The sequence below is a fragment of the uncultured Hymenobacter sp. genome (assembly GCF_964242765.1).
GTDB lineage: Bacteria > Bacteroidota > Bacteroidia > Cytophagales > Hymenobacteraceae > Hymenobacter.
In genome coordinates this window covers 43,806-60,341 of the sequence record NZ_CAXTBM010000001.1, presented here as the reverse complement: position 1 = coordinate 60,341, position 16,536 = coordinate 43,806, and the positions used below count along the sequence as shown (strand labels likewise).

General features: G+C 55.7%; 9 protein-coding genes. 3 read left to right on the top strand and 6 right to left on the bottom strand.

Going from position 1 to position 16,536, the window contains the following annotated elements; all coding sequences use genetic code 11:
- Positions 1-43 precede the first annotated feature (43 nt).
- The 6 genes from ACFE7X_RS00185 to ACFE7X_RS00160 form a co-directional block, all read right to left on the bottom strand.
- Positions 44-661 carry a phosphoribosylanthranilate isomerase gene (locus ACFE7X_RS00185; protein ID WP_375433628.1) on the bottom strand — a complete coding sequence of 206 codons (618 nt, stop codon included), beginning with the start codon at positions 659-661 and terminating at the stop codon, positions 44-46.
- Positions 662-730: 69 nt separating this feature from the next.
- On the bottom strand, positions 731-1,546 hold the full coding sequence (gene trpC, locus ACFE7X_RS00180; RefSeq protein ID WP_375433627.1) for an indole-3-glycerol phosphate synthase TrpC: 816 nt from the start codon (positions 1,544-1,546) through the stop codon (positions 731-733).
- Between the two features lie 208 nt (positions 1,547-1,754).
- Positions 1,755-2,768: an anthranilate phosphoribosyltransferase gene (gene trpD / locus ACFE7X_RS00175; protein ID WP_375433626.1), complete on the bottom strand. Its 1,014-nt coding sequence runs from the start codon at positions 2,766-2,768 to the stop codon at positions 1,755-1,757.
- A 97-nt stretch (positions 2,769-2,865) separates the two neighbouring features.
- Complete coding sequence (locus ACFE7X_RS00170; RefSeq protein WP_375433625.1) at positions 2,866-3,432, bottom strand: anthranilate synthase component II; 567 nt, start codon at positions 3,430-3,432, stop codon at positions 2,866-2,868.
- A gap of 142 nt (positions 3,433-3,574) precedes the next feature.
- Positions 3,575-4,990 carry an anthranilate synthase component I family protein gene (locus ACFE7X_RS00165; RefSeq protein ID WP_375433624.1) on the bottom strand — a complete coding sequence of 472 codons (1,416 nt, stop codon included), beginning with the start codon at positions 4,988-4,990 and terminating at the stop codon, positions 3,575-3,577.
- A 394-nt stretch (positions 4,991-5,384) separates the two neighbouring features.
- The gene (locus tag ACFE7X_RS00160) at positions 5,385-6,800 is read right to left on the bottom strand and encodes an alpha/beta hydrolase (RefSeq protein ID WP_375433623.1); all 1,416 of its coding nucleotides are present in this window, start codon (positions 6,798-6,800) and stop codon (positions 5,385-5,387) included.
- Between the two features lie 315 nt (positions 6,801-7,115).
- Here ACFE7X_RS00160 and ACFE7X_RS00155 point away from each other — a divergent pair, with 315 nt between their 5' ends.
- From ACFE7X_RS00155 to ACFE7X_RS00145, 3 genes are all read left to right on the top strand, one after another.
- Positions 7,116-9,710 carry a cellulase family glycosylhydrolase gene (locus tag ACFE7X_RS00155; protein WP_375433622.1) on the top strand — a complete coding sequence of 865 codons (2,595 nt, stop codon included), beginning with the start codon at positions 7,116-7,118 and terminating at the stop codon, positions 9,708-9,710.
- A 6-nt stretch (positions 9,711-9,716) separates the two neighbouring features.
- Positions 9,717-12,119, top strand: coding sequence for a glycoside hydrolase family 2 TIM barrel-domain containing protein (locus ACFE7X_RS00150; RefSeq protein ID WP_375433621.1), 2,403 nt, complete (start codon positions 9,717-9,719; stop codon positions 12,117-12,119).
- Positions 12,120-13,484: 1,365 nt separating this feature from the next.
- On the top strand, positions 13,485-16,520 hold the full coding sequence (locus ACFE7X_RS00145; protein WP_375433620.1) for a SusC/RagA family TonB-linked outer membrane protein: 3,036 nt from the start codon (positions 13,485-13,487) through the stop codon (positions 16,518-16,520).
- The last annotated feature ends 16 nt before the right edge of the window (positions 16,521-16,536 follow it).

Sequence of the window (16,536 nt, the reverse complement as noted above, 5' to 3'; positions counted from 1 at the left end):
TCGGGGCGTAGCGCAAAATTTGGCGGCTGTCCACTTCGGTCTATTACGGCAAATCCTGTTGGGTTCGTAGTTCAGTAAACATTTGCCGCAGCATTTCGGCGTCCTTCAGGCCCGGTTCAATTTCGAAGCGGCTATTCAGGTCCAGTGCAAACAAGCCCGGCAGGCGCAAGTTCCGTAGCGCGTCGGCTTGGGTTAAACTGAGGCCGCCAGCCAGGAAATAAGGCACCGGCAAGTTGTAAGCAGTCAGCAAGTTCCAGTCGAAGGCAGTGCCGTTGCCGCCCGGCTGGCTGCCTTTGGTGTCGAAAAGAAAGTAGTCGACGCTGCCTAAATAAGGATACAGTACGTCGAAGTCGAACTCCTCTCCTACCGAAAAGGCCTTGATAACCGGTATGCCGGCAGCTCGAATAGCCGCGCATTGCGCAGGCGTTTCGTGGCCGTGCAGCTGCACCAGATCCAGCCCTAGCTCCGCTACGCGCGCCAGCACGGCATCCTCGCTTTCATCTACGAACACCCCCACTTTGCGAATTCCGGTTGGCAGCGCTGCTAGCTCGGTTTCACTTAGCTGCGTGCCCACGTACCGGCTGGATTTCGGGTAGAAGATGAACCCCAAAAAATCCGGACGCAAGGCAGCAACAGCGGCCAGATTTTCTGGCTGCCTCATGCCGCAAACTTTCAAGTAAGGCGTTGTTGGGGTCATGGTTGGAAAGGAGTGCGACGGCACGAAGCAACTTTAGAGCAAGGTTACGGCTTCGGTGGCGCGGAGCTGCTGTACCAGAGCGGCGCAGGCTTTTTCGGGGCGGCCGTGGCGCATGAAGGTCTCGCCGATGAGGAAGCCCCGATACCCGACGGCGCGCAGGGCTTCGATGTCGGCCGCTGAGCTTAGCCCGCTTTCCGTCACTTTCACGTAGTCGTTGGGAATGCGTTGGGCCAGTTCGCCGGAGGTGTCGAGGCTGACGGAGAAGTCGTGGAGGTTGCGGTTGTTGACCCCCACCAAGCTCACGGCGTCGGGGTGCAAGGTTTTGTCGAGTTCTTCGGCATTATGGATTTCGAGCAGCACTTCCAGGCCGAGGCTCTTGGCGAAACGGCCTAGGCGCAGCACCTCCTCACCCGTCAGCACGGCTGCAATCAGCAGTACGGCATCGGCGCCAATGCTTTTCGCCTCCAGAATCTGGTACTCATCCACCACGAAATCCTTGCGCAGAATAGGGCAGAAATTGTAGCGCCGGGCAACAGTCAGGTCCTCGTTCTTGCCCCCGAAAAACTCGGCGTCCGTGAGTACCGACAGCGCCGAGGCACCGGCTTGCATGTAGCCCAACGTGGTCCGCTCCACTGGCGCGTGCGCATTGATTACGCCCTTGCTTGGCGACTTACGCTTGAACTCGGCGATGATGCCACTCAAGTCGTCGCGCAGCAGATAGTGCCGCAAGCTCAGTGGCTGCGAATCCATGTAGAGGCTCTTTTCCAGCAGTTTCACGGGCACCAGCGCTTGTCGGTCACTCACCTCTTGGCGCTTGTGGGTGATGATTTTATCGAGGATGGTCGGCATTTCAGTAGCGCTAGCTCTCAGCTTGCGGCGGTTTAGATGTAGCGCGAACTTGGTGGTGCTTCGCGCTTTGTTGAAGGGTAATCGTTGTTAGGTTAACCGTTAACTCTACGGCTGTCATTCCTATACAGGAGGAATCTGAATAAATAGGTTCAACCAAAATCACTTAGACTCCTCCTGCATAGGAATGACAAGACGCTGGGTCGGGTCATTATACAGCTACGGCTTTGCTGTGCGTGGCAGCTAGCAATTCCCGCAGCGCCGTCCGTGCCTGCCCTGAGTCCAATGACTCTTGCGCGGCGGCCAAGGCCTCAGCGAAACCGAAGCTAGGTTCCAGGCAGCGGATGGCTAGGGCGGCATTGGCCGTTACTACATCACGCTGAGCGCGGGTAGCGCGGCCTTCCAACACGTTCAAAAACAGCTGTGCCGACTCCGCGGCGTTGCGTCCCCCGGCTAGCTCGGCGGGCGTGGTGGCAGTCAAGCCAAAGTCGGCAGCCGATACTACTTGCTCGCCATCTACAGTAGCCAGCTTGGCCAAACTCGTCAACGACAGTTCATCGTAGCCATCGAGGGCATGCACAACAGTATAGCAGGTGGAAGTTTGCTGTAGCAAGTAATGATAAAGGCGCAACAGCTCCAGGCTAAAGGTACCCGCTACCTGGTAGCGCGGCCGGGCCGGATTTATGAGCGGTCCGAGAATATTGAAGAAGGTACGCACACCCAATTCCCGCCGCACTGGCCCTGCCAAGCGCATAGCCGGGTGAAACGAGGGCGCATGCAGGAAGCAAATATTGGCTTGCTCCAGTTGCCGCTTCAGCACGTCGTTGCTTACTGCAAAATCAACCCCAAGCTGCGCTAGCACATCCGACGAGCCACACACCGACGATACGCCGATGTTGCCGTGCTTGGTAACCTTGTAGCCCGCGCCCGCCACTACAAAGCAAGCCAGCGTACTGATGTTGAGCGTGTCTTTACCGTCGCCGCCGGTACCTACTATATCTACGGTGTCGTGGGTGCCTAGCTCCGGGTCGCGGCTGAGGCTGAGCAGCGCTTCGCGGAAGCCGGCTAGCTCGGGCACGGAAATGGGGCGCATCCGGTACACAGCCATGAAGGCCGCCATTTCCGCCGGATTGGCCTCGCCCTGCCCGATGTATAGCATGGCCTGCCGCGCCTCGGCGTGGGAAAGCAACTGCTGATCGAAAAGGATATTGAGAAGGTGTTTCATTCTGTAACGCCAAGCAGACGCTTGCCGAGTCGATAAACAATGAGACAAGTAACCTCAGCGGGCCGCACAAACGGTGAGCCGATGCTGGTGCTTGGCGTTAGGCCAACCAGTTGCGCAGCATCTGGTGACCGTGTTCCGTCAGAATGGATTCGGGGTGAAATTGCACGCCGCGCACGTCGTAGTCGCGGTGGCGGAAAGCCAGCACTTGGCCTTCCGCGTCGAGGGCGGTTACTTCCAGTTCGGTTGGCACCGACTCGGGGCGCACACTCCAAGAGTGGTAGCGCCCCACTTGAAACTGCGTGGGCAGACCGTCAAACAACTTGTCGTCGGCCGTCACCTCGGCCTTAGTGGCAATACCGTGCAGCACCTCGGGCATGTTGTATAGCTCGCCGCCGAAGCTCTCTGCCAAACCTTGATGCCCGAGGCACACGCCCAAAATTCGCTTGGTAGGCGCATAGCGACGGATAATTTCCGGCATCAGGCCCGCTTCGGAAGGCAAGCCAGGACCCGGCGACAGGAGCACGGCGTCGTATTCTTCTACATCGTCTACGGCCAACTTATCGTTGCGAATGACGGTAGTAGCCTCACCGTGGCCCAACTCCCGCAACACTTGCACGAGGTTGTAGGTGAAGGAGTCGTAGTTGTCGAGGACTAGGATTTTCATGTTGATAGGCGGGATTTAGAAGGGTGGGGAACTTAGGAACGTAGGGTCTATTATTTTGTCAAGAGGTTGCAGCTGGTGCTTGGTTCAGCTGGGCAGGTGCAGCTTCTTGGCTTTAAGAGGAAGGCTCTTCAGAGTTAATAACTTAAACAGCTTCGGCTTCTTTCAGGGCCTTGCGGAGCGCAGCCAATTTGTGGTGCACCTCGTTGAGTTCGGAGTTGATATCGGAAGCGGCCACCACGCCGGCCCCAGCTTGGAAGTACAGCTGACTCGCCGTGCTCAGGAAAGAGCGAATCATGATGGCGTGGTTGAAGTCGCCGTTGAAGCCGAGGTAGCCAATGGCGCCGCCGTAGTAACCGCGGGCGGTGGGTTCGAGGCCGTCGATGAGCTGCATGGCGCGGTGCTTGGGCGCGCCGGAAAGCGTGCCGGCCGGGAAGGTATCGGCTACCACTTGCAGCGGGCTAGCACCTGGGCTTAGCGTGGCGTTTACTTCGCTCACCAAGTGAATGACGTGCGAGTAGAACTGGATTTCGCGGAAGGTTTTCACCCGTACGTTGTCGCCGTGGCGGGCTAGGTCGTTGCGGGCCAGATCGACGAGCATGGTGTGTTCGGCGTTTTCCTTAGGGTCGTCGGCCAGCTTTTGGGCCAGGGCAGCATCCTCGGCATCGTGGCCGGTGCGGCGGAAGGTGCCGGCAATGGGAAACAGGCTGGCTTCGCGCCCTTTAATAAGGAGTTGGGTTTCCGGCGACGACCCAAAGATTTTGAAGTTGCCGTAGTCGAAGTAGAACAAGTACGGCGACGGGTTGATGGAGCGCAGCGCCCGGTACACGTTGAACTCGTCGCCGGTAAAGCTTTGCTGAAAGCGGCGCGAAAGCACAATCTGAAACACGTTGCCTTGGTGGCAGTGCTGACGGCCAGCAGCCAGCACCTTCAGGAATTCCTCGTCGGTCTGGTTGGTGCTCTCCTCTCCTACCGTCGAGAACTTGTAATCGGGCAAGGAAGGGTTGCGCACCAGATTGACGAGGTGCGTGAGGCCGTCGGGGTCGGTTTCCTCACCGGCCAGTGTGTGCTCGAACACGTACAGCTCGTTGCGGAAGTGGTTGACGGCAATAACGTACCGGTAAGTGCCGTACATAATGCTTGGAATCTGGCCGGCAGCCTGCTTGTCGGTGCGCAGGTTCAGATCCTCGAAGTATTGCACGCCCTCGTACCCGATGTACCCGAACAAGCCGCCCGTAATAAAGTCGTACTCAGTAGGCTCGGTTTGAAAGCAGCCAGCAAATTCCTGAAGGCGCGTAAGAGCCAGCCGGGGCTCGGCTAGAGTTTCGGTTTCAACGCTGTCGTCGGGAAAGGTCAGCTTCAATTCGTTGCCACTCAACTCGAAACGGGCCAGGGGGTCGAAGGCGAGGTAGCTGAAGGCGTTTTGCTGGCCGTGATAGTCGGAGCTTTCCAGCAGCAAGCAATTGGGGTACCGGTCGCGCAGACGCAGGTAGAGACCTACGGGCGTTACGGTGTCGGCTAGGACGCGGAGGTGGCGAGTGTGGAGCTGGAACTGTTTCATAAGGGGCGTTTCGAGAGAAGCTGAGCGCCGGGTAATAAAAAAGCCCGGCGGAGCGGCCGGGCTTTCTGTAGAGTCGTTGCGGAGAAGAGTTTCGATGTTCTTAACGCACGCACAGGAGGTCCCGTCCGGAATTTCCGAGAGGCCACCACCAAGCTTGCTGAGTCATTGAAACGGTCATTGCCAAAGGGAAGTAAGGGCGTTGAGTGGCACAAAGGTAAAGCAGGTTTTTTATCACACAAGCAAAATTTAAGTTTTGTGATGAAATAATGGCAAGAATAGATGCTAATAGTTACGATAGTGTTAAGAATTAGCCAGAAAAGGATCGATGAGCTAGTTTCTCTCGAACGAGAAAGGACTAAAGGTAGAAAGCAGGCCTAGCTCTATACTTCGCCTACTAATTTAGCAACAGCATCTGCATTCCTTGCTGGTGCTTGGTTGTTAGCCATAGCGTATACCTTCCTTTAGGCAGTTGGCGCACATCCACCTGCCTACCCAATTGCACTCGCTGCTGAAGCCTTGTATTGCCTTTACTATCCTTTATTTCCAACTTCGCTTGAACCTGCCCGTATCGCAAATGCACCACTAATTCAGTGCCGGCCGCACTTAGATAGGCACTGAATGGCAATGGATTCTCTTTCTCTTTACTGCGTACCGGCACTTTCAGCCACATATAAGCGGCCGGAAACTCTCTTCGCCAAAACCACTCAGAATGCTGCCCGTCTGGCCGGGGGTTGAAGCTTAGGTTGGTAGATGGCACACCACTGCGCGCCAGAGAATCGTGGATAGACCGCATCAAAGGCACCATATTCGACCCCTCGGTGGTGCCGCATAAGAAATAGAAGCGCGTATTCGGGTTAGCTGGGTGCTGGCGCACGTATTGCCTCAACGAGTCCTCGGCAAACCAGAATGCCGGCGAAAACACCGCCACTTTGCTGTACACATTCGGGTATTTCAAAGCGGCGTAGGTGGAAATTAGGCCACCCATGCTGCTGCCCGCAATACCTGTGAACTCGCGGCCCGTGAGCGTACGGTAGTGAGCATCGACGTAAGGCTTTAGGGTTTCAACCAGGAAATCAACGTATTGGTCGCCTTGCCCACCACCGTACTTCAGGTTGCGCCAAGGCGAAAGTTCGTTCATCCGGTCGCTGCCGCCGTGGTCGACGGCTACCACAATGGAGCCAACGGCATCGAGCCCCTGCTGTTGCAACTCGCTTAGAGTTTCATCGACGCTCCATTCGCCGGCGAAGCTGGTACAAGCATCAAACACGTTCTGGCCATCGTGCATATAGAGCACGGGGTAGCGTTTGGCGGAGTTGGTAGCGTAGTCGTTGGGCAGATAAATCCAGATGCGGCGGGTGCGCTTAAGCTGTGGCATTTCGAACGTGGCACTGATTATCTGCACGTTGGGCTGCAAGGCCGTACTTTGGCACGGTTTGCTGCTGCCCCCAAAATCCTTCCAGTTCAGCACTTGCAAATCCACCGTAGCAGGACCTTTATTGATGGTGTAGCGGCGGTTAGCCACGTCGTTGTTTTGCGTGTCGGTTTCCGAAGAAGTCCAGGCCCCACGGGTGACTTTGAATGCTACAGGCCCCGTTACGGCAGCCGGCAACGTGAGTTGGTAGGTGCCGTCGGGGTTGCGGGTGAAAGCGTGGGCAGCACTACTAGGGTTCCAGTTATTGAAAGAGCCCGCTAGGTAAAGCACGGCATTGGCGGGCGTGGTGGCCGGTATGCGGGTGAGGCGAAAAGTAGTTTGCGCCTGCACCACCCCCGACCACAGCAGCAAGCCAGCTAGAAAACAAACAATACGCATGGAAATTGAGCGAGGGAGTGGCATTGGAGCCATTAGTAGTTGGCAAGCCTACGATTTAGCAACAATAAATGCCATAAACTTGGTGGATCAGGCGTAGCCAGTGTACCTGCCGAGTTCCTTTAACCGACTTATGTTACAGAAAGAACGGCAACAAGTTAGGCCGGTCCTAAATGCCTTTAAACAACTTTAGCTTCCGTAACTAAGCTAATCATAGTGGCCTATCCACACGCAAACGATTGTGCAACCCGATAAACCTATCTACTTTTCAGTCTGCTTAACCATGACATGAGCCAACTTTACTTTGCTTCCTTCCTTATGCCGTACCGATTGCTAGTCTTGCTTTTTACTATTTGGAACGCTCTTTCGGTGCTGCCATCGGCGGCGCAAAAAGGACCACCACAACCGGAAGGTGACGTGTTTGTGGACAAGCAAGGCGTGCTGCGCTGGCAGAAGGGCAAGAAAGAAGTAGCGTTGTTTGGCGTGAATTACACTACGCCCTTTGCCCACGCCTACCGGGCACATCAGAAACTAGGCGTATCGCACGAGCAGGCCATTGTGCAGGATGTATACCACTTGTCGAGGCTCGGGGTTGATGCGTTTCGGGTGCACGTGTGGGATGTGGAAATTACGGATACGCTCGGTAATCTGCAGGACAACGAGCATTTGAAGCTGCTCGACTTTTTGGTGGCGCAGCTCAAGCAGCGCGGCATCAAAATTATTCTGACCCCTATTGCCTACTGGAACAACGGCTACCCTGAGCGAGACACAGGCACTGGCTTCTCCAGTATTTTTTCGAAAACGCAGGCCTACACCAATCCGCGCGCTATTCTGGCGCAGGAGAAGTACCTGACGCAGTTTCTCAACCACCGCAACCCCTACACCAAACAACTCAATCGGGACGAGCCGGACATCATTGCCTACGAGGTGTGCAATGAGCCCCGCTACCGCAAGCCCGAGGCCGAAGTCACGGCTTTCGCCAACCGCATGACTCAGGCCATCCGGGCTACGGGCTGCCGCAAACCGGTGTTCTATAACGTTTCAGAAAATCCGGATGTGTACGAGGCCATCCTGAACGCGAAGGTCGATGGGCTGACATTTCAGTGGTACCCGCAGGGTTTGGTGAGCGGCCATGCCCTGCGCGGCAACTTCCTGCCCTACGTCGACCAGTACCCGATTCCTTTTCGGACGGATAAGCGCTTCACCAGCAAGGCCCGGATGATTTATGAGTTTGAGTCGGCCGATATTATTCAGCCGGTGATGTACCCGTTTATGGCGCGCAGCTTCCGGGAGGCGGGTTTTCAGTGGGCCACGCAGTTTGCCTACGACCCCATGGCCATGGCTTTCGCCAATACCGAGTACCAGACGCACTACCTGAATCTGGCGTACACGCCGGCCAAGGCGTTGAGCTTGCTCATTGCCTCCAAGGTATTCCACCGCATTGGCCGCGGGCAGACGTTCGGGCGCTATCCGCAGGATTCCGTGTTCGACGCCTTTCGGGTGAGTTATCGGCAAGGCCTCAGTGAGATGAACACGCCGGAAGAATTCTACTACACCTCTTCCACCACCACGCAGCCCAAACGCGCAGCTAGCTTACAGCACCTAGCGGGCGTGGGCTCTTCGCCAGTGGTGCGCTACGGCGGCACCGGCGCGTATTTCCTCGACCGACTGGCCCCAGGCGTGTGGCGCCTGGAGGTGATGCCCGATGCCGTACCTATTCGGGACCCTTTCGAAAAAGCATCTTTGAGCAAGGCTGTAACGCAGATTCTGTGGAACGAACAGCCTTTGCAGATTACCCTAACCGAGTTGGGTGGCAGCTTCAGTTTGCGCGCCGTCAACGACGGCAACACCACGCAGGCTCAAGCCACCAACGGCAGCGTCACGGTACGCCCCGGCGTGTACGTGGTGGCAGCAGCCGGCAAGTCGAGCACGCAGTTTACTTCGCAGTCTACCTTCAACTACATCAAACTAGGCGAGTACGCCGCCCCGGCACCTACCAAGTTGGGGCCGCAAGTGCAACACACGCCACCCGCGCAGGTTTCGGCCGGGCAGCCGGTGCGCATCACGGCCCGCCTTACCGGCGCTACGCCCCAAGACAGCGTATTTCTGGTAGCCCAGCACTACTACGGCCGCACCCAAACGCTACTCATGACCACGACGAGCTATGCCACCGTGGAAGCCACCGTGCCCGCCAACCTGGCCTATCCGGGTTTGTTGCGTTACTGGATAGTGCTTCGCCAAAAAGAGCAGACGCTGACTTTTCCGGGTGGTTTCGAGGGTCAGCCCCGGGATTGGGACTACTATCATACTGAGCACTGGGAGACACCGATAGTGGCAGCACCCGCTACTCCCCTGCCGCTCTTTCAAGCCGGCCACGACCAAGAGCAAGTAGAAGCCCGCGGCATCGCCAGCACCGCCTGGATTGACTACGTAACTTCGCCCACCGGCCCGCTGGCGCTGCGCCTAGTGCAAGGAGCCCTACGGCCCAACCAGCCGCAGCCAACTGCAACAGCGGGTCCGGCGGCGGCGCTACGGACTTTTTTCGGCCATAAGTTAGCAGGCCGGGCTACTGAGTTAGCGAGCTTTAAAGAAGTAATTGTGAGGGGCCGCGCCAGTATGCCGGCCACTACCGTGAAAGTGGTGCTCACCACAAAGGATGCCACGGCGTATTCCGCCACCGTTCAGCTAGGCCCCGAAATGCAGGAACTACGGATTCCGCTTTCTGCTTTCCGCCCCGACGCCCTGTTGCTCGTGCCACGCCCTTACCCCGGTTTCCTCCCCTTGACCTACCAGCCTGCCCGCCAACCAGCCCTGCAACTAGCTGAAATGGAGGTATTACAAGTGCTATTCGATGCGCCCGCCCCAGCCACCGGCTCGCGCCACCTCGACCTCGAATCCGTTTCTCTGCAATAAATCTGTATGTCCGACTTTCCGCTGCTTTCAAACGTTTTTGCCCGTATTGGGGGCGGCTTGCTGCTGCTGGGGGCTCTGAGCGAGTGCACCAAACAATCATCCAGTATAACCCCAACCGTTGATTTCAACCAGGGCTGGCAGTTCGTGAAGGATGTGGATACGGCAGTTACAGCCCCACTCTTCACCAAAACGACCGACAGTACCACCCAGTGGGCGACGGTGTCGTTGCCCCACACGGCCCAATTAGAGCCCGTTGTGACCGATAAGAAGCAGTGGCAGGGCATCTGCTTTTACCGCAAGTTTTTCCAGGTACCCGTCGCCGATTCCAGTAAGCAGGTAGCCATTCACTTTGGGGCGGCCATGCACACGGCCGATGTGTATTTGAACGGCAAGCGGCTCGAACGGCACGTGGGCGGCTATTTGCCCTTCACCGTGGATGTGTCGCGCTACTTGAAATTCGGGCAGGAAAACTGCCTGCTCGTAAAGCTCAACAACCAGGACAATCCGGCCGTACCACCCGGCAAACCGCTCAAGGATCTGGATTTCAACTTCTACAGCGGCCTCTACCGCTCGCTAGAACTGTTAGTACAAGACAAAGTCCACATTTCCGACCCCGTAGAAGCGGGCCAGACGGCGGGCGGCGGGTTGTTGGTGCACTACGAAAACGTAACCCCGCAGTCGGCCACGCTACGGCTGCAAACCGAAGTGCAGAACCAAGCAACTCAGGATCAAAGCGTGCAGGTACGTGCTACGCTACTCGATGAGACAGGCCAGGAAGTCAGCCGGATTCAGAACGAAGCCGCTGGCATAGCCCCCGGCGCTTTCGAGCGGGTAGACCAGCAACTTTCCATTGCCAATCCGCGGCTCTGGTCGCCGGAGCAGCCTTATCTGTATCGGCTGGTGGTGGAACTGCTGCGTGAGGGCGAAGTTATCAACCGGCAAGAGCTGCAAACTGGCATCCGCACTATTCGCTTTGCCAAGGACGGCTTCTACCTCAACAACCAGAAGCTCCGGCTGCGGGGCACCAACCGCCACCAGGAGTATCCTTATCTGGGCTACGCCCTATCCGACAACGCGCAGTACCGCGACGCTTGGCAGATCAAGGAAGCGGGCTTCAACTTTGTGCGTTGCTCCCACTACCCACCTTCCCCAGCCTTTCTGCAAGCCTGCGACGAGCTAGGTATCATGGTCATGAATTCCATTCCGGGCTGGCAGTTCTTCGGGGGCGCTGAGTTTCAGAAAAACAGCCTGCAAAACGTGCGCGACATGGTGCGCCGCGACCGAAACCACCCGAGCATCGTCCTCTGGGAATCGTCGCTGAACGAGACGGGCATGAGCAAGCCATACATGGAGCAAACCCACCAGGCGGTGCATCAGGAACTCCCCTGGAAGGAAGGCGTGTACACCTGCGGTTGGATGGACTACGCCTACGACGTATTTATTCCGGCCCGCCAGCACAGCAAAGCCCCCGACTACTGGAGCAAGTACGCCGGCAAAAAGCCACTGCTGCTATGCGAGTACGGCGACTGGGAGTATTATGCCCAAAATGCCGGCTTCAACCAAACCGCCTACGCTGGCCTGAAAGAGTCGGAGCGAACTTCGCGCCAGTTGCGTGGCCAGGGCGAGCGGGCCTTGGCGCAGCAAGCCCTCAACTTCCAGGAAGCCCACAACGACAACTTTCGCAGCCCAATTGTAGGCAACGCCAATTGGCTGATGTTCGACTACAAGCGCGGCTACGCCCCGGATATCGAGTCCTCAGGAGTCGGCGACATTTTCCGCTTGCCCAAATTCGCATTTTACTTCTACCAAAGCCAGTACGGCCCGCTAACAACCCGCCACGGTTTCGGCAAGCCCATGGTTTATATTGCCAACTACTGGCAACCTACCTCTGCCAAGCAAGTGGTGGTGTACAGCAACTGCGCCGAAGTGGAATTGCAACTCAATGGCACAACCATAGCCCGGCAACGGCCCGACGCCACCACCTTCTCCAACCGGCTGGCCCATCCGCCCTTCACGTTCACGCTGCCCGCCTACACCCCTGGCACGCTACGAGCCATTGGATACCGCAACGGTAAGGCCGCCGCCCAAACGGAACGGCGCACTCCCGGCGCGCCGCAACGTCTTCAGCTAAGCTATGCCCGCCACGGCAAAGACATAGCCGCCGGACAGAATGACGCTGTGTTTGTGTATGCATCGGTAGTTGATGCCAACGGCACCGTAGTACCCGACGCCACTACCTCTATCAGCTTCCAGGCGCAGGGCGCCGAGCTTGTCGGTGACAACCCCGTGAAAGCGGAAGCTGGCATTGCCACTATTCTGCTGCGCGCCGGTACTAAGCCAGCAATCATTCAAGTAACGGCTGCGGCGACCAACTTAACCAGTAACGCATTGACCATCAATAGCAAGTAATCCCCAGAGGAACTGTCCCGCACCGACAGCTACATCGGGCAGAGCAGTAAAGCGGGCGCCAGGCTACAACTACTGCCCGCTCTGGACCTGCCAGGTAGCAAGTTCGCTTACCCGAACACGGCCACCCTCGCAGCTAACAAAACGAATGCTGGTTGGGAAAGTAAAATTCCGCTTTAAGTCCTGTCACTCCCGTCATAGTCGGTAGTCGTCTCGTTATGTTTGCGGCCTATACTCATGGGAATGGTGTATCCAGTACTCAGCGGGTAGAGTAATGGTTATTGGACGTATATAACGCCACAGGCCAACTCGTTCGTTTTGGTACGAACGAGCTGTCAGCTGGCAATCAAAACACGAGCTCCGTGATCTGGCAGCCGCTGCCTACCTAGTTAAGCTTTCAAGTTGGCGACGAGGGTACTGGCCGCAAGGTGATTCTGGAATAGCGTCTGATCAGCATCAACTTGCGCAATTATCCTGACCACCCACAAACATTAGATTATCTGAATGTAGCAAGACAACATAGGTGCACAAGTATATTAACCTCGCCTAATTACTAGTTGAGTAAGGTTCACTGAAAATAATAATTGCATTTTTCCCATGGCATAAAGATTAACAGCGTTCTTCTTACTGCTAATCAGGTAGCCAGCTAACCCATTGTTTGGGTTAGCAACGAAGCTGAAAGCTGGACTTTGACGAACACTATATAATATTATATGGTAGGCAAGTGATACCATTCGATCAGTATACTGCCCATTCGCAGAGGTGCGAAGTAAAGAATCAGAAGTAAAAACCGTGCAGATAATCTAGTACTACTGGAGTGCTTATCTGCATTTAATTAGCCCTTTGACGCCGTAGAAGATAACTTTTTCAGTGAACGGGTATTCATTTCCGGATAGACAAGCATCTATTCTACGCTTTTTCATGCAGAGGAGGCCATGAATTATAGGGCACGCTAAAAATTCAGGTTATGCCCTATTATCTGGAATTATTACCCTTACGCATGGTTTTGAACATAAGCGGGGCGCGCCATGAAGCAACTATCATCCGAAGGAAAGGTTCCGAATAGGATGGATGCAAATTAATCAAGGCTAATTCAAAGAGCACAGCTGTTGGGGTGAGCGAAATTTCGCAAGACAAATTAAATTATTGCTATTCTTAGGGAGCCTCCGCAAACGTTTCCGATGTCGGTGGCAAACATTTAACTTGCGCACTAATTGAAAGAGTCGCCGACATCAAATGTCTTTGGCAAGGGCTTGCATTGTGGCTTACCGACTACGTTCCAGCTTTTGCTTTCACGTTGAGAGGCACCCTAAATTCCCACTCCGGCCAAGCCGGGAAAATCCATTTCAACACCCAAATTATTTCCCAATGAAACACCCCTACCTGGCAAAACTCTTGTTTTTGCTACTGTTTGTGTGCGCTGGTTTTACTAGCGCATTCGCCCAGACTGGTTCAGTGAGTGGCCGTGTCGTAGACGAGAAAGATGAAGGCCTACCAGGCGTAACAGCCCTTGTAGACGGAACTACACTCGGCAACTCCACTAATGCAGATGGAACGTTCTCTATTCAGAACATCCCGGCGGGTCCTCACACTCTGGTCGTCTCCTACGTAGGCTTCACGTCGTTGCGTCAGTCCTTTACTAGCACAGCCGGTCAGAACACGGCCGTAGGCAACCTAACCCTCGCCGAAAATACGACGCTGCTCAACGAGGCAGTGGTAGTAGGCTATGGTACGCAGCGTCGGCAAGACTTAACGGGTGCAGTCGAGCAAATAAGTGAGAAACAGTTCGTGAAAGGGCAGGTTACCAACCCTGAGCAGTTGGTGCAGGGCAAAGTGGCCGGTGTCCAAATCACCACTGGTGGTGGAGCGCCTGGCGCCGCCAGCCAGATTCTGATTCGGGGTGGCTCGTCGCTGTCGGCCTCTAACTCGCCCTTGATTGTTATCGACGGCGTGCCGGTAGATAACTCGGGCATTGCCGGCGCATCTAACCCACTGTCGCTGATCAACCCCAATGATATTGAGAGCATTACGGTTTTGAAAGATGCTTCTTCGACTGCTATTTATGGGGTACGCGCTTCCAACGGCGTTATTCTAGTAACCACCAAGCGCGGTGTACAGGGTGAAAAGTTTCATGTGAGCCTATCAACGCAACAGTCGGTGGCCACTGTGGCTAAATATGCAGACGTACTGTCGGCCGACGAATTCCGGACGTTGACCAACACCCGTGGTTCAGCCAGCCAGATAGCTACCCTCGGTGCAGCCAATACCGACTGGCAGCGCGAGATCTACCGCCAGGCCTACACCGCCGACAACAACGTAAGCGTGAGCGGTTCGGCCGGCCCGGTGCCTTACCGGGTGTCGGGCGGCTTTTTGTCGCAGCAAGGGTTGCTGAAAGAAAACGACCTGAAACGCTTTAGCGGCGCCGTCAGCTTGACGCCTGTGTTGCTTGACGGCAACCTACGCGTGACGCTGAACGCCAAAGGCTCGTGGATCGACAATAACTTCTCTAATCAGGCCGCCGTAGGCGCGGCTGTTAGCTTCGACCCTACGCAGCCGGTAACTTCCACAGATGAGCGGTATGCCCCGTTTGGTGGCTACTTCGAGTTTTTGGACCCGAGCGGGGCTAGTGCACCCAACCCGTTAGCTACCCGTAACCCCGTAGGGTTAATTAATCAGCGCCGCGACCGTAGTACGGTAAAGCGCAGCATTGGCAACATTCAGCTGGATTACCGCCTGCCGTTCGTGACCGGGTTGAGCGCCAATATCAACCTGGGCTACGACATTCAGCGCGGCAACGGCACTGTTTTCGTGCCCGCTACCGCCTCCTCCGACTTCAACCGGCGCGGCATCAATAACAACTACAAGCAAGACCTCAATAATACGCTGCTCGAAACCTACGCCAAGTACGAGCGCACGATTGGACCAGGCCGCACCGAGTTGCTGCTGGGCTACTCCTACCAGAAGTTCGAAAACCGCAGCTACGTGTTCGATGATTTCCGCGCTGATAGATCCATCTTCACGCCGGTGTCCTTGAGCTACACGGGCCAAGATACCTACCTGAATACCAATATACTGGTAGGCTTCTTCGGGCGCCTCAACTACAATATTGCCGATAAGTACCTGTTTACCGGCACGTTCCGGGCTGATGGTACGTCGCGCTTCAATCCTAACCATTTCGGTTACTTCCCTTCCGGCGCTTTTGCTTGGCGCATCAAGGGCGAAGACTTCCTGAAAGACTCGGAGGGCATTTCTGAATTGAAGCTGCGTCTGGGTTACGGTAAAACTGGTCAGCAGGACCTGGGCGGCAATTTTTATCCGTTTTTGGCTAACCTCACGCTCAGTAATTTAGCAGCAAGCTACCAATTGGGCAACGACACCATTCGCACGCTGCGCCCAGACCAGTATAACCCGAACATCACTTGGGAAACTACTACTACCTACAACGCCGGTCTGGATTACGGTTTCTTCGGGGGCCGCTTCTATGGTTCGATTGATTTCTATAAGCGCGACACCAAGGACCTGCTTAACTTTATTAATGTAAGCGCCTTAGAAGGACTTTCCAACGGCGGCACGTTCAACGTAGGTTCGCTCACCAACAAGGGGGTGGAGTTAATTGCCAACTTAGATGTTGTAAAAGGAGAAAAACTCAACATAACGGTGAACACCAACGCTACCTACAACCGCAACCGGCTCACTAAGCTCACCGGTGCCGACTCGCCGAACGACATAGGGCAGCTAACCGGTGCCATTGGCGGGGGTGTAGGCAATACGATTCAGGTGAATACGGTGGGTTACTCGGCCCAGTCTTTCTACGTCAACCAGCAAGTGTACGGCGCAAACGGCCAACCGCTGGAGGGCGTGTACGTGGACCGCGACGGTAGCGGCACGATCACCAGCTCGGACCGCTACCGCTACAAGTCGGCTCGTCCTGACGTTATTCTGGGTGGGGGCGCTAACATCACGTATGGTCAGGCCAATCTGGCATTCACTCTGCGCTCTAATCTAGGCAACTACGTATACAATAACCGTCGCGCCGACGCCTTTTACGATTTGAGCACGAGTGGCTTCGTAGTGAATCGCAATCGGGAAGTGCTGAACTCGGGCTTCACCTCGGCTCAGTATTTCTCGGATTACTTTATTGAAAACGGTTCGTTTCTGCGTATGGAAAACATAACGCTGGGCTACAATTTCGGCGAATTAGTGCGCAAAGGCACCACGCTGGGATTGTCGTTTGCCGTGCAGAACGTGTTCCTGGTTACTAACTATAAAGGCATCGATCCGGAGGTTGTTAGCATACCTGCCTCCACGCCTACCAATCCTAATCCGCTTCCTACCGTCGGCGTCGACAATACGATTTACCCTCGGCCTCGTACGTTTACTATCGGCCTCAATCTTGGCATCTAAATTTTCCCACCTCTCG